Origin of the sequence: Cytobacillus sp. NJ13, assembly GCA_030348385.1 — a bacterium.
In the GTDB taxonomy this organism is placed as follows: Bacteria; Bacillota; Bacilli; order Bacillales; family Cytobacillaceae; genus Cytobacillus.
The window spans coordinates 195,961-222,598 of sequence record JAUCFP010000006.1 but is presented as its reverse complement, the minus strand read 5'-3'; the positions used below and the strand labels follow the sequence as shown (position 1 = coordinate 222,598).

33 protein-coding genes, 1 pseudogene and 2 riboswitches are annotated in these 26,638 nt (G+C 40.9%); of the genes and pseudogenes, 7 read left to right on the top strand and 27 right to left on the bottom strand.

Annotated elements, in window-relative coordinates:
- Positions 1-26: 26 nt before the first annotated feature.
- From QUF73_01220 to QUF73_01210, 3 genes are all read right to left on the bottom strand, one after another.
- Entirely contained in the window at positions 27-227 is a 201-nt protein-coding gene (locus QUF73_01220; protein ID MDM5224822.1) for a hypothetical protein, read from the bottom strand.
- Between the two features lie 139 nt (positions 228-366).
- On the bottom strand, positions 367-735 hold the full coding sequence (locus QUF73_01215; protein ID MDM5224821.1) for a hypothetical protein: 369 nt from the start codon (positions 733-735) through the stop codon (positions 367-369).
- 613 nt (positions 736-1,348) lie between these two features.
- Positions 1,349-2,311 carry a LacI family DNA-binding transcriptional regulator gene (locus QUF73_01210; protein MDM5224820.1) on the bottom strand — a complete coding sequence of 321 codons (963 nt, stop codon included), beginning with the start codon at positions 2,309-2,311 and terminating at the stop codon, positions 1,349-1,351.
- An 89-nt stretch (positions 2,312-2,400) separates the two neighbouring features.
- On the opposite strand from QUF73_01210, the gene QUF73_01205 reads away from it, so the two are divergent.
- Together QUF73_01205 and QUF73_01200 are read left to right on the top strand one after the other, a co-directional pair.
- Positions 2,401-2,577, top strand: coding sequence for a hypothetical protein (locus QUF73_01205; protein MDM5224819.1), 177 nt, complete (start codon positions 2,401-2,403; stop codon positions 2,575-2,577).
- A 117-nt stretch (positions 2,578-2,694) separates the two neighbouring features.
- A complete protein-coding gene (locus QUF73_01200) occupies positions 2,695-2,937 on the top strand; it encodes a DUF2164 domain-containing protein (GenBank protein ID MDM5224818.1) in 243 nt (80 codons plus the stop codon).
- A 134-nt stretch (positions 2,938-3,071) separates the two neighbouring features.
- Here QUF73_01200 and QUF73_01195 read toward each other — a convergent pair whose 3' ends face one another.
- Positions 3,072-3,200 (bottom strand): hypothetical protein, encoded by a 129-nt coding sequence (locus tag QUF73_01195; protein MDM5224817.1) that lies wholly within the window; start codon positions 3,198-3,200, stop codon positions 3,072-3,074.
- 206 nt (positions 3,201-3,406) lie between these two features.
- On the opposite strand from QUF73_01195, the gene QUF73_01190 reads away from it, so the two are divergent.
- Positions 3,407-3,895: a J domain-containing protein gene (locus tag QUF73_01190; GenBank protein MDM5224816.1), complete on the top strand. Its 489-nt coding sequence runs from the start codon at positions 3,407-3,409 to the stop codon at positions 3,893-3,895.
- Here QUF73_01190 and QUF73_01185 read toward each other — a convergent pair.
- The 3 genes and pseudogenes from QUF73_01185 to QUF73_01175 form a co-directional block, all read right to left on the bottom strand.
- On the bottom strand, positions 3,892-4,263 hold the full coding sequence (locus QUF73_01185; GenBank protein ID MDM5224815.1) for a GNAT family N-acetyltransferase: 372 nt from the start codon (positions 4,261-4,263) through the stop codon (positions 3,892-3,894). The two genes, QUF73_01190 and QUF73_01185, sit on opposite strands and share 4 nt — an antisense overlap.
- Before the next feature lie 234 nt (positions 4,264-4,497).
- A pseudogene (locus QUF73_01180) lies at positions 4,498-5,237 on the bottom strand (class I SAM-dependent methyltransferase).
- The gene (locus tag QUF73_01175; GenBank protein ID MDM5224814.1) at positions 5,234-5,692 is read right to left on the bottom strand and encodes an NUDIX domain-containing protein; all 459 of its coding nucleotides are present in this window, start codon (positions 5,690-5,692) and stop codon (positions 5,234-5,236) included. Before QUF73_01175 ends, QUF73_01180 begins: the two are co-directional and overlap by 4 nt.
- Before the next feature lie 215 nt (positions 5,693-5,907).
- On the opposite strand from QUF73_01175, the gene QUF73_01170 reads away from it, so the two are divergent.
- Positions 5,908-7,128: an MFS transporter gene (locus tag QUF73_01170; protein MDM5224813.1), complete on the top strand. Its 1,221-nt coding sequence runs from the start codon at positions 5,908-5,910 to the stop codon at positions 7,126-7,128.
- A 53-nt stretch (positions 7,129-7,181) separates the two neighbouring features.
- Here the strand turns inward: QUF73_01170 and QUF73_01165 are convergent, their stop codons facing one another.
- From QUF73_01165 to QUF73_01130, 8 genes are all read right to left on the bottom strand, one after another.
- Entirely contained in the window at positions 7,182-7,508 is a 327-nt protein-coding gene (locus tag QUF73_01165) for a YnfA family protein (protein ID MDM5224812.1), read from the bottom strand.
- Positions 7,509-7,537: 29 nt separating this feature from the next.
- The gene (locus QUF73_01160) at positions 7,538-8,278 is read right to left on the bottom strand and encodes an MOSC domain-containing protein (GenBank protein ID MDM5224811.1); all 741 of its coding nucleotides are present in this window, start codon (positions 8,276-8,278) and stop codon (positions 7,538-7,540) included.
- A gap of 198 nt (positions 8,279-8,476) precedes the next feature.
- Positions 8,477-8,686 (bottom strand): DUF2187 family protein, encoded by a 210-nt coding sequence (locus tag QUF73_01155; protein MDM5224810.1) that lies wholly within the window; start codon positions 8,684-8,686, stop codon positions 8,477-8,479.
- 103 nt (positions 8,687-8,789) lie between these two features.
- On the bottom strand, positions 8,790-9,074 hold the full coding sequence (locus tag QUF73_01150) for a YrhK family protein (protein MDM5224809.1): 285 nt from the start codon (positions 9,072-9,074) through the stop codon (positions 8,790-8,792).
- A gap of 76 nt (positions 9,075-9,150) precedes the next feature.
- Positions 9,151-9,879 (bottom strand): ZIP family metal transporter, encoded by a 729-nt coding sequence (locus QUF73_01145; GenBank protein ID MDM5224808.1) that lies wholly within the window; start codon positions 9,877-9,879, stop codon positions 9,151-9,153.
- Between the two features lie 117 nt (positions 9,880-9,996).
- Positions 9,997-10,587 carry an NADPH-dependent FMN reductase gene (locus QUF73_01140; GenBank protein ID MDM5224807.1) on the bottom strand — a complete coding sequence of 197 codons (591 nt, stop codon included), beginning with the start codon at positions 10,585-10,587 and terminating at the stop codon, positions 9,997-9,999.
- A 23-nt stretch (positions 10,588-10,610) separates the two neighbouring features.
- Positions 10,611-11,459, bottom strand: coding sequence for a VOC family protein (locus QUF73_01135; protein MDM5224806.1), 849 nt, complete (start codon positions 11,457-11,459; stop codon positions 10,611-10,613).
- 13 nt (positions 11,460-11,472) lie between these two features.
- Positions 11,473-11,877, bottom strand: a complete 405-nt coding sequence (locus tag QUF73_01130; GenBank protein MDM5224805.1) for a DoxX family protein — start codon at positions 11,875-11,877, stop codon at positions 11,473-11,475.
- A gap of 142 nt (positions 11,878-12,019) precedes the next feature.
- On the opposite strand from QUF73_01130, the gene QUF73_01125 reads away from it, so the two are divergent.
- Positions 12,020-12,325 (top strand): helix-turn-helix domain-containing protein, encoded by a 306-nt coding sequence (locus QUF73_01125; protein ID MDM5224804.1) that lies wholly within the window; start codon positions 12,020-12,022, stop codon positions 12,323-12,325.
- Between the two features lie 652 nt (positions 12,326-12,977).
- Here the strand turns inward: QUF73_01125 and QUF73_01120 are convergent.
- Positions 12,978-13,853, bottom strand: coding sequence for a 5'-methylthioadenosine/S-adenosylhomocysteine nucleosidase (locus QUF73_01120; protein ID MDM5224803.1), 876 nt, complete (start codon positions 13,851-13,853; stop codon positions 12,978-12,980).
- Positions 13,854-13,981: 128 nt separating this feature from the next.
- Positions 13,982-14,085: riboswitch (purine riboswitch) on the bottom strand.
- Positions 14,086-14,224: 139 nt separating this feature from the next.
- Positions 14,225-15,577, bottom strand: a complete 1,353-nt coding sequence (gene brnQ, locus QUF73_01115; protein MDM5224802.1) for a branched-chain amino acid transport system II carrier protein — start codon at positions 15,575-15,577, stop codon at positions 14,225-14,227.
- Between the two features lie 294 nt (positions 15,578-15,871).
- Here brnQ and QUF73_01110 point away from each other — a divergent pair, with 294 nt between their 5' ends.
- A complete protein-coding gene (locus tag QUF73_01110) occupies positions 15,872-16,531 on the top strand; it encodes a GntR family transcriptional regulator (GenBank protein ID MDM5224801.1) in 660 nt (219 codons plus the stop codon).
- A 43-nt stretch (positions 16,532-16,574) separates the two neighbouring features.
- On the opposite strand, the gene clpP is transcribed toward QUF73_01110, so the two are convergent.
- The 8 genes from clpP to QUF73_01070 form a co-directional block, all read right to left on the bottom strand.
- Complete coding sequence (gene clpP / locus QUF73_01105) at positions 16,575-17,156, bottom strand: ATP-dependent Clp endopeptidase proteolytic subunit ClpP (GenBank protein MDM5224800.1); 582 nt, start codon at positions 17,154-17,156, stop codon at positions 16,575-16,577.
- A gap of 26 nt (positions 17,157-17,182) precedes the next feature.
- A complete protein-coding gene (locus QUF73_01100; protein ID MDM5224799.1) occupies positions 17,183-17,857 on the bottom strand; it encodes a sigma-70 family RNA polymerase sigma factor in 675 nt (224 codons plus the stop codon).
- A 183-nt stretch (positions 17,858-18,040) separates the two neighbouring features.
- Entirely contained in the window at positions 18,041-19,240 is a 1,200-nt protein-coding gene (locus tag QUF73_01095; GenBank protein ID MDM5224798.1) for a phosphoglycerate dehydrogenase, read from the bottom strand.
- A gap of 67 nt (positions 19,241-19,307) precedes the next feature.
- A riboswitch (ZMP/ZTP riboswitch) is annotated at positions 19,308-19,386 on the bottom strand.
- A 289-nt stretch (positions 19,387-19,675) separates the two neighbouring features.
- Positions 19,676-20,389 (bottom strand): polymer-forming cytoskeletal protein, encoded by a 714-nt coding sequence (locus QUF73_01090; protein MDM5224797.1) that lies wholly within the window; start codon positions 20,387-20,389, stop codon positions 19,676-19,678.
- Between the two features lie 17 nt (positions 20,390-20,406).
- Positions 20,407-21,030 (bottom strand): YhbD family protein, encoded by a 624-nt coding sequence (locus QUF73_01085; protein ID MDM5224796.1) that lies wholly within the window; start codon positions 21,028-21,030, stop codon positions 20,407-20,409.
- 199 nt (positions 21,031-21,229) lie between these two features.
- Positions 21,230-21,988 carry a GNAT family N-acetyltransferase gene (locus tag QUF73_01080; protein MDM5224795.1) on the bottom strand — a complete coding sequence of 253 codons (759 nt, stop codon included), beginning with the start codon at positions 21,986-21,988 and terminating at the stop codon, positions 21,230-21,232.
- Positions 21,989-22,040: 52 nt separating this feature from the next.
- Entirely contained in the window at positions 22,041-22,532 is a 492-nt protein-coding gene (locus QUF73_01075; protein ID MDM5224794.1) for a tetratricopeptide repeat protein, read from the bottom strand.
- Positions 22,533-22,623: 91 nt separating this feature from the next.
- A complete protein-coding gene (locus tag QUF73_01070; protein MDM5224793.1) occupies positions 22,624-22,977 on the bottom strand; it encodes a YolD-like family protein in 354 nt (117 codons plus the stop codon).
- Positions 22,978-23,119: 142 nt separating this feature from the next.
- Here QUF73_01070 and QUF73_01065 point away from each other — a divergent pair, with 142 nt between their 5' ends.
- The gene (locus QUF73_01065; GenBank protein ID MDM5224792.1) at positions 23,120-25,306 is read left to right on the top strand and encodes an FUSC family protein; all 2,187 of its coding nucleotides are present in this window, start codon (positions 23,120-23,122) and stop codon (positions 25,304-25,306) included.
- Between the two features lie 220 nt (positions 25,307-25,526).
- On the opposite strand, the gene QUF73_01060 is transcribed toward QUF73_01065, so the two are convergent.
- Positions 25,527-25,796: a DUF1450 domain-containing protein gene (locus QUF73_01060; protein MDM5224791.1), complete on the bottom strand. Its 270-nt coding sequence runs from the start codon at positions 25,794-25,796 to the stop codon at positions 25,527-25,529.
- A gap of 323 nt (positions 25,797-26,119) precedes the next feature.
- The gene (locus QUF73_01055) at positions 26,120-26,554 is read right to left on the bottom strand and encodes a MarR family transcriptional regulator (GenBank protein MDM5224790.1); all 435 of its coding nucleotides are present in this window, start codon (positions 26,552-26,554) and stop codon (positions 26,120-26,122) included.
- Positions 26,555-26,638 lie beyond the last annotated feature (84 nt).

Here is a 26,638-nt window from a genome sequence, read left to right as displayed (position 1 = left end):
TTTCACAGCACAATAAAGGGGCAGAATTAATCCTCTTTGGAAGCATAGCTGTGCATTAAAGTAAAATGCCTGTTCAGCTCGCTTTCATTAACAGAAATCCTGATCGTTAAGTCTTTTGTCCGCAGAACATACTCTTTAATGCCAATAAATTCAGATTCAGCAATCAGGTAAAAGTGCGTTCCCTTTTTTAATCCTTTAAAATGATTCTTTAATTTATATTTTTTCATGTTCTTATCTTGGTGCTCCTATAGCTTTTCAGATTAATTGAGATTGAATCTCCAGAATATATATTATACACCTTTAAGCAGAAAATGATCATGAAAACAGAAAAATGCGGCCATGCTGATGTGGCCGCTTATCGTTTGTCTATTCTGCTGCTGAAAGCTGTTCTTTGGATTTGAGCACCTGGATATAAACTCCTGTCAGTGTTTGAGTCAGCAGAAAGATAGGAAAAGAGTGAGCGATCCGATACCCTTTCTGCAGCGTAATGATTCCCGCAGCAGTTAACACCCCTTGAAAGACAACACCAGATAACGCCCATGCCAAAACATATATAATGAATGTTCTTTTGCCGATCTTCATTTTTTCATAAAAATAAAAAAAGAAGTAGCCGAATGGGGCGAATAATAAATAATAAAGAACATCTGTCACTTCATAATTATTTAAATCGTTTATCTTATAAAAATCAGTCCTGCCTCCGCCTATTGTGAAATCATATAGAAAACCAATAGACATTCCCCAAAGCAGGCTCAGGATTCTGATTTGCTTGGCTAGCTTATCCGGCCTTCTGATAAGAGATGAGCCTTGTTCGGACTCACTCTCCCGGATTTCATCTTCTCCTGTCCGAAGATGAGCCTTGTTCGGACTCGTTCCCTCGTATTTCTTTCTCCCCTGTCCGAAGATGAGCCTTGTTCGGACTCACTTCCACGAATTTATTCTTCCCCTGTCCAAAGATGAGCCTTGTTCGGACTCACTCTCCCGGATTTCATCTTCTCCTGTCCGAAGATGAGCCTTGTTCGGACTCACTTCCACGGATTTCTTCTTCCCCTGTCTGAAGATGAGCCTTGTTCGGACTCACTTCCACAGATTTCTTCTTCCCCTGTCCGAAGATGAGCCTTGTTCGGACTCACTCTCCCGGATTTCATCTTCTCCTGTCCGAAGATGAGCCTTGTTCGGACTCGTTCCCTCGGATTTCTTTCTCCCCTGTCTGAAGATGAGCCGTGTTCGGACTCACTTCATAAGGCTTCTCTTTCAGCTGTCCGAATGGACGCCCTCTGATATCTTTTAAAATGCAACAAACTAATAAATAAAAAAACGGCTGGGGCCAGCCGCTTCAGCCATCATTCTGCTATACGGTTTGGCGTTCGATCAGCTTCACGGATATCTCCTCATGTGTGTGCTTTTCACCATCAATTGCTTGAAGAAGCAGCTGCCTTCCTATTTGAACCAGCGGAATTTCAAGTGTTGTAATGTGCATGATTTTGGCAATCGGCTGGTTATCAAATCCCATGATTGCCAGGTCATCCGGAATATGGATGCCTTTTTCCCTGCAGGAAGTTACAATTCCGGCAGCAGCTAAATCACTTGTTACCAGTAAAGCTGTCGGGGGATTATCCATGTTTAATAAGCGTCGAACCACTTCTTCGCCATGCTCAAAATGCAGACACTCATAAAAGATATATTCTTCATTATACGGTTCGCCAATTCGGCTTAAAAAATCTGTGTATGCCTTTCTGCGCTGCCTGCTGTTGGCACCAGTCTTCCTTCCAATACAATACCCGATTTTCTGATGCCCTTTATTATGTAAGTACACTAAAGCATTAGAGAAACTCATGTAATGGTCGATAAAGGTAGAGGACACATTATGATTTCTCGCATCTTCACAGAGAACAATGGGGCCATAATCGGTAAACTGATTGATGACATCCCAGCCGCAGATTCTTGAACAGATGATTAAAGAGTCGATTTGTTTATGCTGCAGCATCTTGAGAGCTTCAATCTCCCTGTCTTCCTCGTAATTTGTTTGAAAAAGAACTAATTTATAGTTGTTTTTCATGGCCTCATTTGCAATACCTTCTACAAGCAGCCCAAAGTAAGGGTGATTGGTAAAAGGAACCACGACACCTATAAGAAGTGTTTCCCCTTTGCTTAAATGAACAGCATTGATATTCCGCTGATAATTGAATTCCTCCATTGCCCGCAAGACAGCTTCCCTTTTATCCTCACTCACATAAGGATGATTATTCAGCACTCTGGAAACGGTCGTAACTGAAACTCCCGCCTTTTTAGCGATGTCTTTTATATTCGCCATAAAACCACCTAATTTTTTTCGCTTTTTTCTTGCTCTGAAATGCGTTTCATAATTTAAGCTTTTTTTAACAACTCAAGGAGGTATCCTAAATGTTCATTCTTTCTGGAATTTTATATCTGGTTCTATTATGCAGTTCGATTCTTGCCTTGTCATCTATCACTATTTCTCTCTATCCGAAAAAGAAGGCTGCAAACAAAGACATTTATGCAAAAGATTATTACAGCCTTCTCTTTGATGTGTATGGTGATGAATCATCACATAAGTAACTGGCAGGAGTTATCCATTTTCCTGCTGTACATATTTCTTTTAAAAATAACAGCCTCCCTTTTGATGATATTTCCCTGTATAGTAACAGGTATCCAAAACCGAAAGGAATGCATGGCATGTTTTTAAAAATGACAAAAGAGCAGCAGCAAAAGATGATCGAGGATATCCAGATTTTTTTCTCTGAAGAAAGAGATGAGGAAATATCTGAATTCGGTGCAGAAAGGGTGCTGGATTTTGTTAAAGTGTCATTGGCCCCGCATTTCTACAATGCTGCGATTTCAGATGTAAAGCATGTAGTGGAGCAGCAATATGCTTCAATGGAGGATGAAATCCTGACTCTCGAGCGTCCTATAAAGTAATTGATTGTTTAACGGGCATACGACTCCCTCATCAAACTCAAATATTTCGAATGAGGATGTACGGGAGTCCAACTGCCCATACAGGTCTGATTGGATCAGCTAACATACAATATTAAACATAGGATCTTTTCAACTTATTTCTTATCATTAAACAAGTCATTCACAAACATGGCAGAGTTGCCGCTCGAATCAAAAAAGATTGTCCATAGCAGAAGAAACGGAAAAGCAGCGACCCATACTGCAAATTTGAACATTTTCTTCATATTTTCTCTACCCTTCCACGTCCATTTTTTTACATTATATCAAGATCCCTCCTCATTTTCTAATAATTTCAGTTATTCGAAATGATAGCGTTACCAGTGTAAATAAACTTTAATACTATGTCATCTGCTTGTTATTTTTCTGAAAGTGTTCAGTGATATGATGTTTTTGACTGCTAAATAGATTTTATAGAGAGTGAGCATGAAGGATGAACATTACTGATGCTGTGGCACAATTACATAAAGCTGGAATAAGGGCGAATGGCGCAGACGTTGAGCGCTGGATAGAAGAAGGAAAAATTAAAGCGGAACGAAGTCCGAGGAGGCAAATCAGCTACACAATAAAGACGAAGGATCTCACTGATTTCATCATCAAAAAACAAGAAGAGCTTTATCAGCAAAAACTGGAGGGGATCCTCCTGCAAGTTAAAGATCTTAAAGGACAAATGGAGATCCTGAATACCCGTGTCCAAATAGAAGAATCCAAAGTTAAATCATTGAAGAAAATGATACAAGCACAAAAGATGATCGCTGATGAAGAAATCAAGCCTGCAAAGCTCCTGGGCCTGAAGCCTGATGAGGATTTGCAATTGATCCGCAAAGAATTCAAGAAACTTCTAAAAGCCCTCCATCCTGACCGCGGTGGTGATGAAAGGCTTTTTAAGGTGTTTACTGAACATTATAAAAACATCTTCTAGAATTCTAAACGTTTGATATGGAATATACATACATCATTTCCCGCTCTGAGGATTGTTTTTTCCTTTTTCATGCCAGCTTTTTCGGCAACACGGATAGAAGCAAGATTTTTCTCATTTATAATGGAAACCAGCTTTTTATATTTTAAGCTTTTAAACCCATATTCTTTAAAGGCTAATGCCGCTTCCGTCGCATAGCCTTTTCCCCATTCACGCCTGGCAAACAAATAGCCAATCTCCATTTCTGTGACGCCTCCTGTATCCTGGGGGTAATTCCGCACTGCCCCAAAAACCTGCCGGATGTTTTTTCTTCCGCAATCCAAAGGCCAACACCATACGTCCGATAATTCTGCAGGGTCCAGCTGATCCAATCTTCTGCCTGCTCTCTCGTTTTGGTTGAGCGATAAAATCTCATGGCCTCCGAGTCAGAAAAAATTTCCATTAAATCAGACAGATCGCTACTTTTCATCTTTCTTAAAATTAATCTGTCTGTTTTTATAATTGGAGTAGCCACCTTCATTCCCCTTTCGCTGCCTTAAAGCCCGTTTCTTTCCTTTCTTGCAGGCATTAACATTTGATACTCAAATAAATAGTTCAGCAGCTTGTTATTTCCTACATTCATAAACAGGAAAAGATTGTCCGTCCCCATACCCATCTCTAACTTCATGAACGGCGATTTGCCTAAACCCGCTATCTTTGAGAACTCTATTGAATTCACCTGGATCATAAAGCCGTATAGGAAAATCCATCAATTCTGTTCTTTCCACGATTCCCTCTCCAATGGCATCATACTTCAGCTGGATAAGCAGGATTTTCGTTTCATCATCATAAGCTATTTTTCTATTTTCTATAATGGTCTGCCCATCTAATTCCTTCCTGTTCGTTTCTGTCCATTCTGCAACTTCTTCTATTTCATTATCTTTTTCTACAATGGTAAGAAGCATTTTACCGCCTTCATTTAGGGCGTTCTTTAGATTTTGAAGACTTATATTTACCAGGGGGTCAGGCAAAGTGAAAAAGAACCATAAGGAATCATAATTAAATCGTATTTTTTAGTACTATTAAACTTTTCTATCTTTTCCTGAAAAACATTTGGCTTTAAGTTTAATTTCCTAGCTTTTTCCTTACAGACTTTCAGCATGTCTTCTGAAATATCAAAACCATCAGTGTCGACGCCATGCTGCATGAAAGGTATGAGCATTCTTCCATTTCCGCACATCGGCTCCAATACTTTCATTTTCCTGCCTTTTACATATGACAGGTAAAAGCTCAACTCTGGACCCTCTGCCATTGATTTATCACTTTCATACATCTTTGTGCAGAGTTCACCGTAGTAGGCAATCATTCATCATCCCCCTCCTGCTTTTTATATCTTATTCCTTCCCGAACCGCCCAAATGTGGTGCCCGTGAACAAGTACTTCTGCTAATCTTCGAATTTCAATCCATTTCATTACATGATCTTCTTCAGTCGGCTCTTTTATTTTATCCGCCAGATCAGCCAGATAAAAATAACCGTCACTTAGCATTGGCCTTTTCTTGGTCTGAGGCAAATAGCTCTTTGCATTACCAATAAAGAAGTAATTTGAAATCTCATAGCCGGTCTCCTCCAGCACTTCTCTTTTCAGGCATTCGATCTCACTTTCACCTTTTTCTATTCCTCCGCCTGGCAGAAAGTAATGGCCAGACTGAGTTTGCACAGTTAATACTTTTTCATTTTCTGGATTGAATATAACAGCGTAAGCACCCTTGCGTATTTTATAATCAAGTCCTATTATTTGGTTCCCGAATACATTGTTCATTTTCTTACCTTCTTTGTATAATGGCTGCTTGTATCAGTAAATTTACTTTTGCTTCCAGGAGTTTTACCAATCATTTATTCCACATTCTTATGTGAATATCCTTTATGAAGAAGGCCAAAATCGGTAAATCTAAATTCTGAAATTTCGTATTGCGAATTAAATTCAAAATCTTTAAAATAAAACAGAAAACATCTTGGAAAACTAGGGAGACACACATGAACCGCAAAATTTTTCTGTATGTAAAAGCTTTTTCCGATTTGGGTACGTTCATGGACCTGATTGCCATTAATGTGCTCATGTATGCGGGCACCGGAAGCTCCGCCTGGCTTGCAGCGACAATGGCCATCAGGACACTTGGCGGCGTTTTATCAAGTCTTTTCTCAGGGGTTCTGGCCGATCGCTTTGACCGCCGAAAAATTATGATTTGGACGGATGTATTCCGGGCTGTCATCATTTTAGGCTTAATCCCTTTTCCAAATCCAATCATGATTCTCATTGTTTGCTTCTTTATCGGATTGACCTCCAGCTTTTTTGCAGTTAGCTACAGCGCTGAAATTCCTCAGATTTTTGGCGAGGATAAAGTACTGGAGACGAATGCGTTAATTTCCCGATTAACATCAGTCAGCCTGGTGTTTGGTTTTATCGGGGCTGGAGTCATAACTGATTTCCTCGGATATCAGGTAACTTTAATCATTGATGCCGCAACCTACGTCATTTCAGCACTCGTTCTATTAAAAATGAAATGGCAAACGTCGGAATCAGCCGTAAATAAAAGGATCAGCAGCGGCTTTAAAGAGAAACTGGCAAGCATCGGCAGAGATTTGAAAGAAGTTTATTCCTTTATTTTGCTGAAACCGATGCTTCTTCTTGTCAATATTGTATTCCTTATTGGGGCATTCGCAGGTGCTTCGCATAATTTGGGGATTCCGCTGCTGGCGGAAAATATCGACAGCAGCAAACAGAGTTTTTACTATGGGTTAATCTGGGGTGTTTGGGGGATTGGATCTGTTTTAGCAACCATGATCCTGCCAAAATTGAAAAACCTTCGGCAAAACCGCCTTTATTTTGCATGCTTTGTATCAGCCATGCTTATGTCTGCAGGATTTATCACCTTCCTGTCCAATAATAGCTTATGGACCATTCTTCCGTTTGCCTTTTTAACTGGGATTTTTGATGCGTGTTTCACTACTCTGCATGCCACAATCCTGCAAAAGACAGACAACCATATCAGAGGGAGAATTTTTGGAGTAGGAATGCTTTTAAAATCATTGGGCTTTGCGCTTGGATTTGTTGCAGCGCCTCTTCTATTGGAAGTATTATCATTAGCTAAAATGGTTTGGGTCTTCCATGGGACATTGATTTCTACATGTATTTTCGTCCTAATTTTTGCTGCAGGGATGCATAAAAAGGTGAAGAGAATGAGTCAGGGTGTATAATAAATAGCCCAGTTCATGAACTGGGCAAGCTTTATTTTGCATGAAACCTTAGATTAGTGACGAGGTGCAAACAAGATCACAGATGCCCCTATTAGACATATACCTGCACCAAGCCAATCATAAAAGTCAGGTGCTTTCTTATCTATGCCCCATCCCCATAAAATGGATAGAATGATAAAAACACCCCCGTAAGCTGCATACACTCTTCCAAAAGACGGGAAGGCCTGGAATGCAGCAATAACACCGTATAATGCAAGGATAAATCCGCCGCTGACTCCCCAATAATAAGGCCTTCCTTCGCGTATCCATTGCCAAATTAAATAGCCTCCGCCAATTTCGGCTAAACCAGCCAGTATAAATAAAATGATAGCCTGAAACATATTTTCACTCCCAGAAACATTCATTGTTTCTAGTTTACATGTACTTTATCAAAAAGGTAAACCTCATCCCCTGACGAAATCTCACCCGTTTTCAGGACAGAAGAATACACACCAAAGTGATTATCCCTTTCACTAATAACCTTTTTATGCAAACTTGTATCCCTCTCCCCGCTCTCTGGATCTACTGTAATAATCATACACCGTTCGCAATGCCGCTTAACTTTAATCTCCACACTTCCAATTTTCATTATCTTCCCAAACCATTTATCCTCAGCAAAAGGATCATCCTTTATCAGGGAAATGACTAAATTCGGGCGAAACCGCTGGAAGTCCAGCTTCTCTTTGCCCCACATCTCTTTCATTTTTTGCAGGGACGCGTCTGTCACTAATAGAATATTTTCCTCTTCAATTGCTCCTTCAGGTACATGGGCAGGACTATATTTCACCGGAGTGATTTTTCTGGAAGAACGGTCCTCAATTTCTTTTAACAATTCTTCATCATCCCAGGGGATCTGTCTGCCGACCGGAGTAGTAATACTTACAGGAGGATATATGTTCTCATTTTCCTCTCCCCTAAACCCTGCTTTATACCTGACCATTTCCGGATACTGAGTAATCGTTAAATATTTCCCTGGCCTTGATTCATCCAGGTAGGCATGGCTGCGATCCCCATACAGTCCATAATCCATAACCTTTGTTTTTACCACACTTTCCCCGTGAAAGCTTTTCACCGGATAGCGGACAATCTCTTTAACATGTCCAATTAGCACCTTCCATTCCACTCCCTTCAGCCAATAGAAAAATCCATGCCAGCACGTTCGGCTGTCATGGATATCATTTACTGCGGCCGTTTTGTTTGCCGCTTTGCTTTTTCATCCCTGTCCGATTGAATAATTTTTTTACGGACGTCAGGAGGTATGGACGCAGATGTTCGTTTTGGCTCAGATTTCACCTTTAACCCTCCCTCTTTATTTAACGACTTTATAGCGCTTATGGCTGATCACCGTTTTTATGGGCTCATCCTTTTTCGGATTAATACCAAGCTCTACAATGACTGAGTTATCCCGTACCACGATTACTCTGCCTTTTTTCCCTTTTTCGGAACCGCTTAAGATGCTGATCGTATCGCCGACATCTGCTTTTTTTCCTTTGCTTACCTTTTCTGTTTCTTCAGCCATCGCCATTCTCCTTTAAAAACTTTTATTTTTTAGCTGGTTTTCGCTATGTCGCTAGTATTGCCGTTTCATCCTTCTGCAAAACGCAATTCATTTTCAAATTGACTTACTTTTTCTTTGTTCCTGTAATCTTATTAATATGAAGGTCCTTCAATATATTTAAGCCTGCCCTGATGATCATCAAAATACTTCCTGCAAGGAAAAAGGATATCGAAACTGCCTGGCTGGCATCTGTTAAAAATAATATGCTTCCGATAAAATATAAAACACCCAGGAGCAGATCATTGATAAATGATACAACCCTGTATCGCTTTTCAATGATCATTTCGTAGTCCCCTATCTTAATATGCACATCTTCCTGCTGCTCCCTTACAATATTTCTAATCTTCATGAATAACACCCCTGTTTTGTCTTTTCCACATAAAGTGCCAAACATTCATGTTTTGGGAGTTATTTTCTGAATGATTTCAAGAAAAATGATCAAGCACCAATGAAGCCAGCAAGCCGATTGCTGCAATAAATCCGGTCATCGGACCGCTGTCCTCAAATGCTTCAGGCATCATCGTGGATGCAACCATGGCAATAATCGCGCCACCTGCAAATCCAGCAATTCCTGACAGGACCTCTTTTGAAGCTCCATCCAAAAATATGTATCCAGCCGTCGAAGCAATTCCCGAAATGACAAATACCGAACTCCAAAGGAGGATGATTTTCTTTTTTGAATAGCCGCTCTTTTTCATTCCCGAGGTACTGGAAAGGCCTTCTGGAAAGTTGCTGATAAAAATGGCTGTAACCAATAGAAAACTCACCTTACCTCCTTCAAGCAGGCTTGTCCCGATCATGATTGATTCTGGAATGGCATCCATAATGGTCCCGGTAAAAAGGACTATTCCGCTGCTGGCTGCTGCTTTATGGCCGGATCTCTTCCGGTTCTTAGCCCCCTTGTTTGAAATCATAATATCAAAAAGGGTAAAGATACTAGCTCCGGCCACAAATCCAATGCCTGTCGGCAGTAAGCCCCCGTTATGGACTGACTCCCCAAGAAGCTCATATGAGGCAGCACCAATCAGGACACCTGTTCCGAATGCCATAATGTATCCCATCATTTTTTTCCGGATGGGCAAAAACATGGCTGCCAATGCGCCTAAAAGGACAGCTGATCCAGAGACCCCTCCCCATAATGCAGCATTCCACATCAAGTTCACTCCTTCCATTTTGGTTTGCTACTTTAGTTATTTCCTTTTGATCCTCCCTAAAAACCGCTATTCAGAATAAGATTAAAAAAGCAGAACCACGAGGGTTCTGCTTTTACTCTATCTAATGGTTTTTAATGCACCGCTCCAGGATATTACTTGGTCAATCATTGCGTTCACATTATCGAGATGAAGATCTTGAGGTTTAAATACTGTACCATTTTCAAAATCAGTAAATAAAGACAATGTTGGATGCACGCGCACATCAGCGATCATTAATTCACCCATGATTCCGCGCAGATGTTCAGCAGCTCTCGCACCACCTGTTGAGCCATAGCTTACAATTCCTGCAGCTTTATTGTTCCAAGGTTCACGAGCTAGGTCAAGTGCATTTTTTAATGCCCCTGTAATACTGTGGTTGTATTCTTGAACAATGAATATGAATCCATCCAGACTGTTAAGCTTCTCATTCCAAGCAGCAATTCCTGGTGAATCCGCTTCTCCTAAGAATGGCAATTTGAAATCAGCTATATCTATAATCTCATAATTAGCATCCCCGCGTTTATCGGCAATTTCTTTAACCCATGAACCGACCTGAGGGCTAACTCTCCCCTGACGTGTGCTTCCTAAGATAATACCAATGTTTAATTTCTCGCTCATTGTTTGTTCCTCCTTAGATTTTCTTCCAAATAATTGATTAAAAAAACCCATGACTCACACCACCTGATGATATTTTAAAATCCTAAAATAATTCGATTCCCCGAAGGGTCTGCTGTAATCACCTCATTATTTTCAACTGCTGCAGCCGCACCTATCTTTTTCAAATTTTCTACTGCCTGATCTATGGCTGCTTCATTTTCAAAAATGAGCTTGAAGGATTGAAGCCCAGCACTATTCGCTGAAGGCTGCGGAGCTCCCACTCCATTCCATGTATTCAAACCAATATGGTGGTGATATTTTCCGCTCGAAATGAACAGTGCCTGTGCGCCATAGCGGCAGACTGCTTCAAATCCCAGCCCCTCTGTGTAAAACGTTTCGGTATTCGCCAGTTCTGCCACATGCAAATGAATATGCCCCATGACCGTACCGCCGGGCAGGCCTCTCCAGCACTGCTGCTGACCAATTGACAGCAGGTCAGGGAAGTCCAGGGGATCAACGGTCATCATTACTTCGCCGTTTTTCCATGTCCATTCGGAAGGGTTACGGTCAGTGTATATTTCTATCCCATTGCCATCAGGATCTGACAGATAGAGTGCTTCGCTGACAAGATGGTCGGAAGATCCAACTTGCAGCCCAATTTCAACGAAGTGACGCACTATCTTAGCCAAATCAGAACGCTTTGGGAGAAGCAGCGCGAAATGATACAAACCTGTTGTTCTTCCCATTGCAGGTTCGACATTTTCCGGCTGTTCGATGGTCAGCAATGCAGTTTTTCCATCAGCAGTCAGCTGGGCAGTTCTTTCTGTTTTTGTTAACACTTTAAATCCTATTACTTCTTTATAGAATGCCAATGATCGTTCCAGATCCTGCACTTTCAGATTGACCTGAGCAACAAAGGTTATCGGTTTTTGATGAAAGTTCATGTAAATTCCTCCCTTAGTTTGCCTTTGATTGTATTAATTTGCTCCCAATAGACAGTGGTGATTCCTTTGCTAATACAAAATAGATCGATGCAGCAAGTAAGATTAAATCTAATTCATATCCCGCCATTTGACCGTTCCCCAGCAGGCCCGCAGGCAGCTTGGCAGTAAAGATAGCTCCCAGCATAATGACAGCAAATAGTACAGAAACAATTTTTGTGCCAATTCCCAAAATAAGCGCTATGCCTCCTGCCAGCTCGATTACGGCAACGGCATAAGCCATAAAACCAGGAATACCGATACTATCGAAGAAACCAGCAGTATTGCTTATGCCCCCCTGAAATTTAGATAATCCATGAATAAAGAAAATAAATCCTAAAATTACACGCAGAATGAAATTGCCTAATTCGTTTTTGTTCATGTTTTCCTCCTTGAATGTTAGTTGCTTACTTTATGTAAGTTAGTATATAATTGATATTAGATAACGTCAAGTAATTTTTTTATAAAAAGTGATTTAATTATTTCCGGTTTATGACTATAATAAGAAACAAGGAGTGATACTTATGGATAAGTCGCTAATTTGTCCAAGATTTGAAAAAGCCATTGGCATATTGAGCCAGCGATGGACAGGATTGATCATTTATCAATTGCTTAACGGGCCACAGCGGTTCTGCAGTATCGAATCCGCAATCGGGATAAGCGGCAAAGTTCTTTCAGACCGGTTAAAGGACCTGGAGAATGAGGGGGTCGTAAAACGCGAGGTTTACCCTGAAACTCCTGTAAGAATCGAATATTCCCTGACAGAAAAAGGCCTGGCCATGGAGCCGCTGATGAAAGAAATAGAAAAATGGTCGCAGAACTGGTTATAGGGTTAATTTATATATTGATATCAAAAAAGAGTCTTCCCAATTTGGAAGACTCTTTTTTGAGTTATCTCTTTGTTTGTGTTTATTCCTATTTTGACTGGCGAACGTGTTTGGACTCATTTTTTCGGATTCTTGCTTCTTTTTATCCAAAGGTAGTCTGAGTTCGGACTCATTCTCTCGAAATCTTGCTTCTTCTGTCCGAAGGTGCCTCGACTTCGGACTCATTTCCTCGGATTTTTCCTTACCCTGTCCGAAGGTGCCCTGAGTTCGGACTCATTCTCTCGGATTCTTACTTATCCTGTCCGAAAGTGCCTCGACTTCGAACTCATTTTCTCGAAATCTTGCTTCTTCTGTCCGAAGGTGCATCGACTTCGGACTCATTTCCTCGGATTTTTTCTTACCCTGTCCGAAGGTGCCCTGAGTTCGGACTCTTTCTCTCGAAATCTTACTTATCCTGTCCGAAAGTGTACCAAGTTCGGACTCTTTCCCTCGGATTCTCACTCTCCCTGTCCGATAGTGTACCGAGTTCGGACTAATTCTCTCGGATTCTTCCTTTACCTGTCCGAATGCACTCCGGATTCGGACACGTTCACCAGGATTTTCCCCTGCCCTGTCCGAATGGGCACAGCATACGAACCAAACGAAAACTGCCTTTTTAATTTTTATTTCCTTTTATCTCTGAAATATACTGTTTTACGACTTCATATACGTAATCCTGGTTTGCAGCAGCAGTGTTGGGGTCGTATTGGCCTCCGTTTGTTTTGTTATTAGAAAGAATACGAATTCCCAGGAATGGAACATCGTATGCTCCGGCAATCTGCGCTGCTGCGGCGCCTTCCATTTCTTCTACCGATGTTCCGTAGTTTTCATGGAACCATTTGATGCGGTCAACTTCGTTATTCCATAAATCCGCTGAACCGATTGTCCCCTCGACTACTTTGCCCTTCTTGTGCTTATCTTTTACTGCTTTGGCAGCAGCAAGAAGATTTTCATCTCCCTCATAATAACGAATCTTTTCTGCATCAGGGTCTTCACCGGCACTTCCCTCAGAAGCCATCAGGTCCATCGGGATCCAATTGGTTGGCTCAATCCCTTTCCCTTCTTCCAAATGACCAGTCTTCAATGATCCGATATTGACAGTTCTTTCTCCTAAAACGATATCGTACACATTCAAGCTTGGATCATGGCCGCCTGAAGTCCCCTGATTGATGATGGCTGCTGGATCATACTTTTCAATGGCGATTGCTGTGGCAGCCGCCGTATTTTCCATGCCTTTTCCGGTTTTAGCAACGATAACTGGGTACTTGTCCAGCTTTCCTTTATAAAAAACAAAGTTCCCTGATTTTTCAACTTTAACTTTATCTAATCGTTCAGCAAACTTTTCGGCCTCGATCGGCATTGGCCCTTGGATAAGAATTGGCTTTTGGGCTCCTTCAGCCTCGGTTTCGAATTTTGCTGCCGACGAGCATCCTGAAAGCATCGCTGCAGACAGTGCTGCAATCGCAGCGAGTGAAGCTAATTTCTTTTTCATTGTACGTTCTCCCCTTTTCTTGTTGTCTGATACACCCGAAGTTCTGATCATAGAAAAAGGCCTGTAAAAGCAGAATGATTTCTACCTTTCAGACCATAGAGTTAAAGCAGCTGCAATAAGCTTGCACTTATTCTTATACTTTAACCCGTAGTCCGGTTCTTTCAATGGGAACCAGGTAGAAACACTCAGACCATATTACCGAGCATATACGAGTGATGAAATTAGTATTATTACAATGCCAATATAACAAATAGTTTGTGGGAATTCAACAAAAACACGAACTATTAGTACATATTTACTAATTAATATTCGTGATCGGTCAATATATGTCCATAAAAAAACCTCCAGTTTAAAACTGGAGGTTGCAATGATTATGCTGCTTTTTTGGCTTCAGCAGAATGTGATTGGCTGTCATTCTTTATGGCAGCAGCAGCCAAACCGATCAGACCACCTGCGATAGCAGGAACAATCCAGCCTAACCCAACATCATATAAAGGAAGGATCGCACTGAATAGGTCATTGATTGGCGCAAACGTAATGCCTGCTGCATTTAAACCATCAAACAAACTTACCACAAATGTGAAAAGCATGCTGCCCTGGTAAACTTCTTTCTTGCCTTTAAAAATCGGATGCAGGAATGTAAGAGCCATCAATGCAATAGCCAATGGATAGATTCCCACCAAGACTGGCACAGAAATGGCGATAAGCTGGCTTAAGCCAAAGTTGGCAAAAACCGCGCTGAATATAGATAAAACAATCACGAACATTTTGTAAGAAACTCTTGGCATCAGTTTATTGAAGTATGAAGAACAGGCTGTAATTAAACCGATGCTGGTTGTCAAACATGCTCCAAAAACAATGACACTTAATAGCAGTGCACCAAATGAGCCAAAGTAATGGGAAGAGGCACCAGATAGAACAGCACCGCCATTATCCAATGCTCCTAGACCGCTGACACTTGAAGCCCCAATAAAGGAAAGCGATGTATAAATGACTGCTAATAGACCAGAAGCAATCACACCTGCCTTCGCAATGGATACCATGATATCCTTCTTAGTTACTGCGCCTTTTTCCTTCACAGCATTTACAACGATAATACCGAATACAAATGCTGCCAATGCATCCATTGTCAGATAGCCTTCCTGGAACCCTTTAAAGAACGCACCGTTCATATAAGCTTCAGACGGAGCCTGGAATGCACCCATTGGATTAAAGAATGCAGCGCCTATTAAAACTGCGATTACAATTAGAAGAATCGGTGTTAAATATTTTCCTACGATATCAACAATCTTTGAAGAATTTAAAGAGAAAAAAGCGGTAATTCCAAAGAAAATAACTGAACATACGATCAAGCCGACTGATCCGCTTCCTTCTGATAGATAAGGCTTAATTCCGATTTCGTATGACACTGTAGCTGTTCTCGGAATGGCAAAAAGCGGTCCAATTGATAAGTACAGGGCCACTGTGAAGGCTAGTCCGAACAATGGATTGACGCGGCTCGCCAGTGATTGCAGATCACTTTTTCCCGAGAAGCCCAAAGCCAGTATACCAAGAAGAGGCAAACCTACACCTGTGATAATGAAGCCAGCGTTCGCTGACCATACATTCGTTCCTGCCGATTGGCCAAGCATCGCAGGGAAAATTAAGTTTCCTGCCCCAAAAAATAAGGCAAAGAGCATAAAACCAACTGTTACAATATATGAGAATGGTATTTTGCTGGTCATTTCAATTCCTCCTATTAATCTGTCTGTCTTAAATGATTTACTTATTTTGTTAAATTCAAATTTTCCGAAAAATTATTGCGCTGTAACATTATTATTTTTGCACGCTAGTAATATATTGCATAACTCAAGATAACATATTCAAAATACTTATGCAATATATCGCACAAAACTTTTTGTCGAATCATGCGATATATTGAATTTTTCAAGATACTTCTATATACTAAATTTATAATCTATTGGAAATAACTATAATTTCACAGATAAATTGCATGAAATGAAAAGGTGGTTACAGCTATGCCGATACCCTCCAATTATTCATCACCTACCCGAGTGTCAGCCAAGGATCGCGCCTTCTCCCAAATCCAGGAGTGGATCATTGACGGCACACTCCAGCCAAAAGAAAAATTGAATGATGCCGATCTGGCAAAAGCATTAGGCGTCAGCCGAACCCCCATCAGGGAAGCTCTTCAGCTGCTGAATGTACAGGGGTTCGTCGAAATGTTTCCCGGAGTTGGAACGCAGGTCACTTCAGTTAATCCTGAAGATATTAGTAAAATCCTGCCCCCATTAGGCGTATTGCAGGCACTTGCTGCAGAATTGGCTGCTCCTGTTATCAGCCAGGAAACGATTGATATACTTAGGGATATTAATCATAAATTTGCTAAAGCTCTAATTGCAGGAGATACCTTCACAGCTTTGAAGCAGGATGAGAAGTTTCATAATATTATTATAGATCTAGCTCAGAATCCTTATATCTCGAATACAGCTTCCATGCTTCAGGCACATGTCATGCGGCTTTACTACAATAAAACAATTATTTTGAAAGAACGTTCTATAGAAGAACATGAAGATATCTTAAAAGCTTTTGAACAAAAAGACAGAGAAAAAGCCGGGCACATTGCACGCGTTAACTGGCTTCGGGCAATTGACGAATATTACTCAGAAGATAAATAATAAAACGGAAAAAGCAGCCTTCATCGGCTGCTTTTCCTCTTTCCTAGCTTTTATAGATAATCTCATCGATAATCCCGTATTCCTTTGCTTCTTCGGCAGTCATGAAATAATCGCGGTCCGTATCCCTAGCGACTTTTTCTGCAGGCTGGCCAGTTCTTTCAGCAATAATTCCATTAATATGCTCCCTCAGTTTTAAGATCCGCTTTGCCGATATTTCGATTTCGGTTGCCTGGCCGCGAGCACCGCCAAGCGGCTGATGGATCATGATTTCACTGTTCGGCAGACTGTAGCGTTTCCCCTTTTTCCCTGCCAGAAGAAGCATCGCACCAAATGATGCGGCCATTCCTGTGCAAATCGTCCTCACATCAGGCTTTATATACTGAATCGTATCATAGATGGCAAATCCTGCAGTTGTCGAACCGCCCGGACTATTAATATAAAGGGAGATATCCTTTTCAGGAGATTCCGCTGCAAGAAAAAGCAGCTGGGCGATTACACTGTTGGCAACGACATCATTAATTTCTTCACCAATCATGATAATCCTGTCTTTTAACAGCCGTGAGTAAATATCATATGAACGTTCTCCCTTGCTTGACTGCTCAATAACATATGGTATTGCTGTCACCTGTATCCCTCCAGTTCATTGCGGATCTATGCCGCCATGCAGAGAGTATTAGAAGGAGATGGAACTGGCAGTACAGGCTTCTGGGCATGACTTTCCAGGGATCGGAGGAATGGTATGGTTTTTACCAGGATGGACGGATCTTCCGAAGCCACTGATTGCTGCAGCAGATGAAAAAGCTTTTCTTCTTCATCATTTGCGAAAGAACCCTCAGTCTCATCTTCAACTGGGTGCTGAAGCTGCTTCCGTGCACGGTTCAGCGAGGACTTCACTGCAATTTCAGTGGTCTGCAGGATATCTGCAATCTCTTTTGTTTTGTATCGAAACCCTTCCTTCAGTGTAAAAATAACTGCCTGCTTTAATGTCAGACGGTTAATGAGATGGCTGATTGCTTCTCCTCCATTGGGGCTGGAATTCTTCTTTTCACTTTCAGGCGACTCTTCCAGCTGCTCCCGCTTTCTGTTTCGAAGAGTGTCCATCCAGCAATTATAGACAATCTTCTTCAAAAGTGCCTGATTAATTTTCTCAGGCGAATAGCTTTTATAAGCGCGGATGATTGCCTCATGGGCTATATCGTCCCCGTCCCAGCTGTTATGTGCAAGAAACCGGCTATAACGCTGAAGTGAAGGATAGATATCTGCCATACAGCTTTCCTTCTGCTTTAAGAAATCCCTTGATTCAGCCTGAACTTTCCCTTGCTTCATAAACCTGTTCACTCCTTTAATACATCTCTGCTTCTATAACGGAATAAGAGAACAAAAAGATACGGGGGATTATAATTTTTTATCAGTTTATTCTAAGGATAGCTGATTTTATACTGCTCATATACCTTTTTTGATTTCAGTCCAAAAAAAAGCCCCAATCCAATTGGAATTGAGGCTGCATTTTTATATTATTCGTGACGTAACAATGCCTTCAATTTGATTAATCTGTTCAAGCAGTCCAGGGATCACATCGCCATTGACTTTATTATCGATATCGATCATGGTATACGCATATTCACCGCGGCTGCGGTTCACCATGTCCGCGATATTCAGCTGGTAGCTTGATATGGCTAGTGTGATTTGGCCGACCATATTAGGGATGTTTTTATGAAAAGCAGTGACACGCCGCTTGCCTGTGTAAGGAAGTGCAGCATTTGGGAAATTCACTGAGTTTTTGACATTGCCCGTTTCAAGGAAGTGCTTTACCTGTCGTGCTGCCATGACAGCGCAGTTTTCCTCAGATTCTTTTGTTGACGCGCCAAGGTGCGGAATTGCCACTGCGTTTTTCATTTTCAGGATATTTTCATTTGGGAAGTCTGTAATATACTTGCCCACTTTTCCGCTTTCAAGGGCGGCTGCCATATCTGATTCCTTCACAAGCTCTCCCCGTGAGAAATTCAGGATATGAATACCATTCTTCATCATGCTGAATGTATCTTCATTGAACATTTCCCTTGTATCATCGGTTAACGGAACATGTACAGTGATATAGTCGGATTCTGCAAACACCTGCTCAATGGTCATGGCACGCTGAACATTGCGGGACAAGTTCCAGGCAGTGTCAACAGAAATGAATGGATCAAAGCCTACGACATCCATATCAAGTTCAAGTGCATCATTGGCAACTAGTGCCCCGATTGCCCCCAATCCGATGACACCGAGAGTTTTCCCCTTAATTTCTTTTCCGACAAATTGCTTTTTCCCTGCTTCTACAAGCTTTGGAATCTGGTCTCCTTCATCTTTCAGCGTTTTGGTCCAGGAGATGCCGGCAAAAAGATTTCTGGATGAAGCCATTAAGGAAGTAAGCACCATTTCTTTTACTGCATTCGCATTGGCACCAGGTGTATTAAAAACAACAATTCCCTGCTCAGTGCATTTCTCAACCGGGATATTATTCACACCCGCGCCTGCACGGGCAATTGCTTTTAATCGATCGCCCAATTCCATTGCATGCATATTAAAGCTCCGGAGGACAATCGCATCCGGATTGCCGCTTTCATTATCGATTGTAAATTGATCCTTGTTAAACACCTCAAGACCGCTTGGCGCAATTGCATTCAGTGTTTTAATCGTCTTCACTCTGTCTAAAGTCATGGTACTCACTGGATTCTCCCCTTTTCAACTAACTTTGTCAGATTTTAAAACAGAAAGAGGCAAGGGTAGAATCCCTTACCTCTGCCCAGGCGAACGGCTTCGACACTATGTGCTCCCTCGCGGTGATCCGCGTCTCGCCAGTTACACATAGCCTTTTCGGTTTTTTAAATCTTATCAAAGTCTTCTGAAAACTTCAACCCTTTAAAGCGCTTACATTATTAAAATTATTTTTTATTTTTCTACATTATATTTTTCTTATTTTGTACACTATGCTTTTCGAAGTAGTTATTGGGATAACATTTTCATTTCAGCTATGTGCGCAAATAATTTCTGTTATCCAGTCATAAAAACGGCTTATCAGAAAATATAGCATTTTATCTGGAAATAAAATGGGACTATCCGAAAGTAAATGTCAAAACTGCTTCCCTTCACCTCTTTCCTTTATCAGATTCTGTGAAGTTCTTTAACTGCCGAATCTGCTGCACATTCATAATCGCCAGAGTATTCCACAAGTCCAATCTCGCAATTTTTGCCGATTTTTACATTTTTCCCTCTTACGACAAGAGCTGCTGTGCCTTCGAGTTCGATGTCATCCCCTTCAATTAAATCCGCCTCCAGCTTCAAGGGAAAGATGGATTTGATTAATTTAAAAAGGCTTTCTCTATGCTGTACCACCTTAATTTTTCTGCCGCCAATCTCTTTCGCTTTACTGTCTCCAAAAAGCTTAATATCAATCGTTTCTGCATTCAGTAAACCATCTACTGAAAATGTCCCTTCAGCACGGAAAATCTCCGCTTCACAGTCACCCTCAATAGTTACTTTCCCATTCACAGCGATTACATCGCATTTTACAGAGCCTCCGATAGAGGATTTTCCAGCGACCTCAAGCTTTTGACAGCTGACAGCTTCTGAAATGGCAGCAGAGCCATTGATAACAAGGGTTTCGGCTTTAACAGCTCCATGGATCTTTGCTGCACCACTGATCTTTCCTTTTTCGGTTTTTACGTTCCCATGGATAGTGCCCGTACCGTTACAATAGAATCTCTCGCATTCTATATCACTGTTTACCGTCCCCTTGCCATTTAATTCAACCTTTTCAAATAAACCACCATTGGATGATCCCATTCCATTAATTTTTAAGTTCCCCAGTGTTTTCATATTCACAGCAAGTCCCCCTATACCAATTTGGATTTTAATTCCTCTGCACAATGCTCTATCGATAAAGTAGCTGCCACTTTTGTCCCTTTTTCAAGCAGGACTTGTTCCCCGTTAGCCGAAATCAGGCAGCTGGACATGCCGAGTTTGCGAATAAAGCAGATCACAGCTTTTGGCTGCTGCAGGATACTTCGATGATCGTTCAATAACTGAAGGAGCATTTTCCCTTCTTCGATATGGATATCTCCCGATTCAAGCAGGATGGAAAGAATATAGAGCTTTAAAATCTCATGGTAATTGAATTCGTTAAGCTCCCCCTGTGTTTGGAGAAAGATATTCATAACTGGTTCAGAAGCTATTCCTTTAGCAATCAGACTTTCCTTTGTCAGCTTCAGATTTGAAGCATTTAGGGAAAACAAATCTGCCAGCTCATCCAGCGAAAGGCTATCCTTCATCTTCTGTATTTTTTCGACCCGCTCCAGAATTTTCTCTTTTGGGAAAAATGTCTCCTGCCCTGTAAAAGTTGATTTTCTGACAAACCAATCCTCCGGTATCAGGCTTTTCCTTTTCCACCGATAAAGCTGCCCATAAGAAATACCAGTTAGATCCAGGACTTCTTTTTTTGAAATTAATTCTTCGCTCAATTCCAGAACTCCTTTCTGATGGTACCATTGTAACATAACACTGTTACGTTAAGTATGCTGTTTTATTCATTCTTTCCTGCGGTTTTTCGACAAAGTTCCGGTTTTACACCACGTAATCAATCCTAGATGCACTTTCCTAAACGAAACAATGTTCTATTTACACAAAAAAACCTGGCTCACTAAAGAACCAGGCTTCTCTTCATTCATATATTTTTAAAAGGTTATACTGCTTTCCAAGATACTGATAATTTTGCCTGCGGTACATTTCCTTTGGAGTATCTTCTCCATCTGCAACAAGGACGATGGTTTTATCCTTAAACTGATCCATCACTGATTTCTGCAGGCGGCTGCCGATGCCCTTTTTCTGAAAATCCTCATGGACCATCAATCCATCAATTTCAGCAGTGCTTTCCTTGATAATCACATCTACAGATCCGGCAGCTTTCCCTTTATAAAATGCAATCAACTGCTTAATACTTTCATCGTTAAAATTCCTTAAATGCTGATCTCTCTTTTTCTCGGCATAATCAATCCCGTAAACCGAATCCTGCTCATGCTGGAATTCCAGGTAATCATTCCATGTTTTATCCGTAACATTTTCGACTATAATTTCTTCCTTTTCCTGAACATCAGGAAAATCAGCTGGATGAATCGCAAATAACTCTAAATATCCAACCGTAAAATCATCATCTTTCTCAAAGATGGCCAGAAGGTCTCCAGAAAGCTCCTCGTCATCAGGAAAATAAAATCTTACATGCTTTTGGCCATACTTTTGATGAAAATCTCTCAAATATTGATGTGCCCCCTCAAACTCTTGAACAGAAGGGATTCTTTTAAAAGCAAGAAAATTGCTGTCATACTGCAGAAGCATGTCAGGGTTATGGTTGTGAATAAAAAGTTCATTTTCCAGTATTGTGTGTCCTGGTTTATAGATATTATTAAAAGTGATTTTTTCCATCGGCTTCTCCTGCTAATATCAAGTATGATTATTATTTTTGGATATCTTTTCTCTAATCTTTATCAAATATTTCATCAAGTTTGTCTGCATAAAAGGTAATTGATTTTTTATATTGCAAAACTTCCGGGTCATCAGAAGTTTCGGCCACACACTTTAGGAGCATCTCCATTGCCCGGCTATGCTGGCCTAAATTATGGAGCGTCATGGAATAAAACACCTGGATTGCACGATTAGACGGAAACTGGGAGATTCCTTTCTCGAACACTATCTTTGACTTTTCATATTCCCCAAGTGTCCGGTATGTGCTCCCAAGACCCAAAATGGCGCCTGGCAGATCCGATTCAGGCAGCCCAAGTTCGATCGCTTTTTCATAATGAGAAACAGCTTTCAATTCCTCCCCTAGAACGTCAAAACTCCAGGCGCACTGATAATGAATGACCGGGTTTACAGGATACTCTTCAGCCAATTTTACAAGCAGAAGGCTGGAATCTTTGTATTTCCCGAGATTGCGAAGTACAATCGCTTTTTCTAAGTCCGTGCTCATATGTACCTCCGATCACCGCTTTCTTTCTATTATATCTAAAAATTGCAAATAATGGGTATGGTAAAGCTTTAACTTTTCTGCAAAAATTGAATTATGGCTTTCTGCACTGTTCTTTCACTTCAACCGAAGCTATTTCATCAAACATGACCTTCTCAAGAAACCCTTCTTCCGATTCCAGATAAATTTTCCTGCAGATGCCGTCCAGCCTGTTTACCCTCCCTGTGTATTCGTGGAAAAATCCTTCCCGCCAAACTTTTACTTTTAGAAAGAAGGCATATTCCATTGCATAGTGAATTTTGTTTTCAAAATCCTCCAATTCATATTCATCAATAAGCGGCTTGTTTTGTGCCATTTGTTCAGTTTCCAATTTTCTTAGCATAGCCCGGTGTTCAGGCATGAAGTGGGCTGGCTGCCATTTTATTTTCCCTCTGTCTTTTAGCGGCATAGTAAATCCCTCCATCTTTTATTATAGAACATTCGTTCTGTTTTTAAACCTGTAAAGCATAAAATCTCAAGCTGGTTCATTTGGATAATAAAAGTACGAGTGGTAAAATAATCTTTAACTCTCTAAAAAGATTGGTGAAACAATGAAGCAATTTCCTATAAAACACCGGTGGCTCGGACGTTTGCTGGCATCCGATCCCGGGCTTATCCGATTTCAAAAAGCTGGACGGGCCACCTTAAGTTTAATGGCTTCGGTCTTTACGACTTTGCTCATCATGCAATTGGCTGGTGCTGGTTCTGCTGCCGCTCTCACTCCGTCGATAGTGTCCGGAATGGCTGGCATGCTTGGCATCATGATTGTGATGGATGACACTAAAAAAGGTAAGATGCTCACAACTGGCTTACTTGGACTTTCAGCCATGGCAGGTGTATCGATGGGTTCCCTATTGGGGGGAAGCACAGTCTTTGTCGATATTGCAATGGTTCTGTTAATCTTCTCAAGCTTTTATTTGACCCGCTTTGGAGTGCGGTATTTTTCTTTATGCATGATTGCATTCATGACACTTTATTTTTCATCTATTCTAAAGTTATCAGGCAGTCAGCTTCCCTCCTTTTACTTCGGCATCTGGATTGGGATCGCGTATGCTTTCCTGTTCAATTTCATCCTTTTTCAGGACACTGCGAAAAACCTGAAAAGAAGCATCCGCTCCTTTCATTTCCAAAGTAATTTTACGTTCAATCTCTTAATTGAGGGGATGCAGAAAGAGAATATGACTTCTCATCAGCGGGAGGAATTGCAGAGAAACGTGCTGAAGCTCAGGGATTATGCTGTCATGGTTTCGGAGTATGTAAATGATGAAGATGTTCAAAAATTATGGCCTGGGCTGACCTCTTCCCAGCTGAGGTTATATATATTTGATGCGGGTATGCTGATTGAAACACTGACAGACTCAATTCGAAGCTTAAAAAAAGCGAATGCTCTTGAAATTGATGAGCTGAGAAAACTCCTGGTTTGGGTAACCCGTTCTCTTCGCGATGCTGAAGTTCTTGCCCAACAGTATGAAGAACAAAATCTTCGTGAAGCAGAGCTTGCTGTACAGGCACTTCGCCTTCTTATTATTGATTTGTTCAACCGGGAAGACAAACCTGCAGGATGGCTGTTTTTGATCAGGCGGATCGAGTCCATTGCGAACCATGTCATCGAGGGCGGCATAACCATACAGCAGGCACTTCATAAAGTGAACGACAATGAGAATAAAATATCCGAAGAGACAGCTGATGGCGATACTGAAGATGAACCATCTGAAGATGATAAGAGCATCAAACCTTCCACCAAAAAGGCTTTCCAGGCATTGACTGCTGCAATCATTTCAATCATTGCTGGTGAGATCCTTTCGCCTGACCAGCCTTATTGGGTTCTTTTAACAGCTTTTATTGTTTTGCTCGGAACCGAGTCAATCGGGCGCATTTATACGAAAGGTTTTCAGCGTTCGGTTGGAACGATTATTGGAGCAGTAATAGGATTTACACTTGCAAGAGTGGTCAGCGGCCATTCTTTCCTGGAAATTACGCTGATTTTTGCAGCGGTTTTTTTCGCCTTTTATTTGTTTGAGGTATCCTATACGTTAATGAGCATGTTCATTACGATGCTGGTTGCTTTTATGTATGATCTTTTACTGGGAGGTATTTCATTTTCGCTTATCAGCGCAAGGGTTATCGATACAATTGCCGGTGCCGGCATTGCATTCGGAGTTTCCTTATTTATTTTCCCAAAGAAAACGAAGGAAAAAGTGGCGGATACCTTAAATGACTACTTACAAGAACTGAAACCGTATGTCACTGAGTATGTGAGAAGTTTCCGGGAAGATGTGAACGTTAAGGAGCTTTCAGGCAAAGGCTTCTTATTGGATCAAAAACTTAAAACCATAAACGTTGAAGCGCAATCCCTGATAAAGAAACCCGGATCCCCGCGCCATGCTGATGTTAATAAATGGATTACACTATTTTCAGCTATCAATTACTATGCAAGACACCTTGTAGCTTCCTCCTACCGAAAAGGATTCGACTATCCCGATGAGCTGACCGATGTTTTTATAAGCATTGAAGAAAAGCTTGAATTAAATATTGAGACATTAATGGATCTGATTAAAGACAGCGGAGACGGCATGCTTGTCTATAGTCTTGAAAATGAAAGGGAACAAATTGAACGATTGGCACCAGCAAGGCAGCAATCCCAGCGTGATTTGATTCATCACCTTTATTTCGTCTGGAGAATCAACAAAGCGATTATGGAATTGGCAGAAGATCTTGGTGCAGGGAAGGAGCAATAATGCTCCTTCTTTTTTATATGAATGAGGCGATGCTCCTTCAGGATCAGTAATAGATTAATTAGTACATTCGCTTTCTCAATCTACCTCCCAAAAAAGAGAGATGCACTAAATGCATCACTCTGACTTTGTTTTTGTTATTTTGAGCAGCCGTAAACCATTCAAGGTTACGCCAGAAAAATTAATATTGTATAAAAAAGGAATCGGATCGCTCCAATTCCTTCTATTTCTTTACTTCTTCTTTCAATTTTATCAATAATTCATCCGAATTCTCCGCTGCAATCAGCTTCCCGTCTACCTGTGCAAAGGGTGATTGCCTGCATTCTTTGCATCTGCTCTGACATTCGTATTCTTTATAATTAATATTCTTCTGGCTCAGAAATTGATTAAATGCAGCAAAACTCTCTTCTTTTAAAAATTCATCCAGATTCCGCTGACAAAATTCAATCGAAGCCGTTTTTTGCTTTGAGAATAGTTTGTTGATGAGTTTCACCTGATCAAACTTCCTTCTTATTTTTCTTTAAAAACTCTAATGGCAGCAAGCCTATTTCGGGGGACTTCATAATTATATCGAATCTGTTCCCCTTCTGTCGTCTTAATTGCTTCATTTCCAACAATTTTAAATATTATTTATGAAGGAACTGAATCGATTTACCTGCTAATTCAGATAGTTCAAGTTTTAAATTGCACATAAAATGATTCTCTTTAGAGTAAAGAATAGATTTATGGCGACCTTATTCTGCTTCATGACCTTCAAAAAAAACAGGATAGAGCCTCCCACTCTATCCTGCACCGTCCACAATCTTAATCTTAATTTTAATTATTACCCTCCACATTTCTTCTCATTTTCATTAAAACATCATCAACAATACTCAGCTCTTCCTTCGTAATACCCGATGTGACGATCGAGTGAAATTCCTCTGTGATTGGATATACATACTCACTGAGATTTTTGCCGTTTTCAGTTAGATAGACATTCAGAGATCTGCTGTCTTCTTTATTCATGCTTTTTTTGATAAACCCTTTCTTTTCAAGACTGCTCAGCATTCTGGTAATATTGGATTTATCTTTATCCAGCCGCCTGGCGATTTCATTTTGGCTTAATCCGTCTTCTTCCCAGAGAAGCATAAGAATCAGGTTCTGCTCTGGGGCAATATTTAAGTGGGCTAATTTAGCCTTAATATAGCTTGTTAAGGTCAGGTCTATTTGATGGATCTTAATGCTTATATAGTCATTAAATCTGGTTTTCATTTAAAATCTCCTATCCTCTTTATGGTGGAAAATTTTATTGAATTTAAATTATTCTGTCATGTACACCAGATAACTTTCCTTTAC

Bases quoted from the DNA above. Each gene is read 5' to 3' on its own strand.
- QUF73_01110 (MDM5224801.1), top strand. From the start codon at position 15,872: ATGCCGATACCCTCCAATTATTCATCACCTACCCGAGTGTCAGCCAAG.
- QUF73_01100 (MDM5224799.1), bottom strand. From the start codon at position 17,857: ATGAAGCAAGGGAAAGTTCAGGCTGAATCAAGGGATTTCTTAAAGCAG.
- QUF73_01075 (MDM5224794.1), bottom strand. From the start codon at position 22,532: ATGAGCACGGACTTAGAAAAAGCGATTGTACTTCGCAATCTCGGGAAA.
- QUF73_01130 (MDM5224805.1), bottom strand. From the start codon at position 11,877: ATGAACAAAAACGAATTAGGCAATTTCATTCTGCGTGTAATTTTAGGA.
- QUF73_01145 (MDM5224808.1), bottom strand. From the start codon at position 9,879: ATGTGGAATGCTGCATTATGGGGAGGGGTCTCTGGATCAGCTGTCCTT.
- QUF73_01125 (MDM5224804.1), top strand. From the start codon at position 12,020: ATGGATAAGTCGCTAATTTGTCCAAGATTTGAAAAAGCCATTGGCATA.
- QUF73_01065 (MDM5224792.1), top strand. From the start codon at position 23,120: ATGAAGCAATTTCCTATAAAACACCGGTGGCTCGGACGTTTGCTGGCA.
- QUF73_01205 (MDM5224819.1), top strand. From the start codon at position 2,401: ATGTTCATTCTTTCTGGAATTTTATATCTGGTTCTATTATGCAGTTCG.
- QUF73_01135 (MDM5224806.1), bottom strand. From the start codon at position 11,459: ATGAACTTTCATCAAAAACCGATAACCTTTGTTGCTCAGGTCAATCTG.
- brnQ (MDM5224802.1), bottom strand. From the start codon at position 15,577: ATGACCAGCAAAATACCATTCTCATATATTGTAACAGTTGGTTTTATG.
- QUF73_01150 (MDM5224809.1), bottom strand. From the start codon at position 9,074: ATGAAGATTAGAAATATTGTAAGGGAGCAGCAGGAAGATGTGCATATT.
- QUF73_01070 (MDM5224793.1), bottom strand. From the start codon at position 22,977: ATGCCGCTAAAAGACAGAGGGAAAATAAAATGGCAGCCAGCCCACTTC.
- QUF73_01210 (MDM5224820.1), bottom strand. From the start codon at position 2,311: ATGGCGAATATAAAAGACATCGCTAAAAAGGCGGGAGTTTCAGTTACG.
- QUF73_01155 (MDM5224810.1), bottom strand. From the start codon at position 8,686: ATGGCTGAAGAAACAGAAAAGGTAAGCAAAGGAAAAAAAGCAGATGTC.
- QUF73_01195 (MDM5224817.1), bottom strand. From the start codon at position 3,200: ATGAAGAAAATGTTCAAATTTGCAGTATGGGTCGCTGCTTTTCCGTTT.
- QUF73_01090 (MDM5224797.1), bottom strand. From the start codon at position 20,389: ATGAAAACACTGGGGAACTTAAAAATTAATGGAATGGGATCATCCAAT.
- QUF73_01190 (MDM5224816.1), top strand. From the start codon at position 3,407: ATGAACATTACTGATGCTGTGGCACAATTACATAAAGCTGGAATAAGG.
- QUF73_01120 (MDM5224803.1), bottom strand. From the start codon at position 13,853: ATGAAAAAGAAATTAGCTTCACTCGCTGCGATTGCAGCACTGTCTGCA.
- QUF73_01175 (MDM5224814.1), bottom strand. From the start codon at position 5,692: ATGAACAATGTATTCGGGAACCAAATAATAGGACTTGATTATAAAATA.
- QUF73_01170 (MDM5224813.1), top strand. From the start codon at position 5,908: ATGAACCGCAAAATTTTTCTGTATGTAAAAGCTTTTTCCGATTTGGGT.
- QUF73_01165 (MDM5224812.1), bottom strand. From the start codon at position 7,508: ATGTTTCAGGCTATCATTTTATTTATACTGGCTGGTTTAGCCGAAATT.
- QUF73_01140 (MDM5224807.1), bottom strand. From the start codon at position 10,587: ATGGGTTTTTTTAATCAATTATTTGGAAGAAAATCTAAGGAGGAACAA.
- QUF73_01055 (MDM5224790.1), bottom strand. From the start codon at position 26,554: ATGAAAACCAGATTTAATGACTATATAAGCATTAAGATCCATCAAATA.
- QUF73_01200 (MDM5224818.1), top strand. From the start codon at position 2,695: ATGTTTTTAAAAATGACAAAAGAGCAGCAGCAAAAGATGATCGAGGAT.
- QUF73_01215 (MDM5224821.1), bottom strand. From the start codon at position 735: ATGTCTATTGGTTTTCTATATGATTTCACAATAGGCGGAGGCAGGACT.
- QUF73_01080 (MDM5224795.1), bottom strand. From the start codon at position 21,988: ATGGAAAAAATCACTTTTAATAATATCTATAAACCAGGACACACAATA.
- QUF73_01220 (MDM5224822.1), bottom strand. From the start codon at position 227: ATGAAAAAATATAAATTAAAGAATCATTTTAAAGGATTAAAAAAGGGA.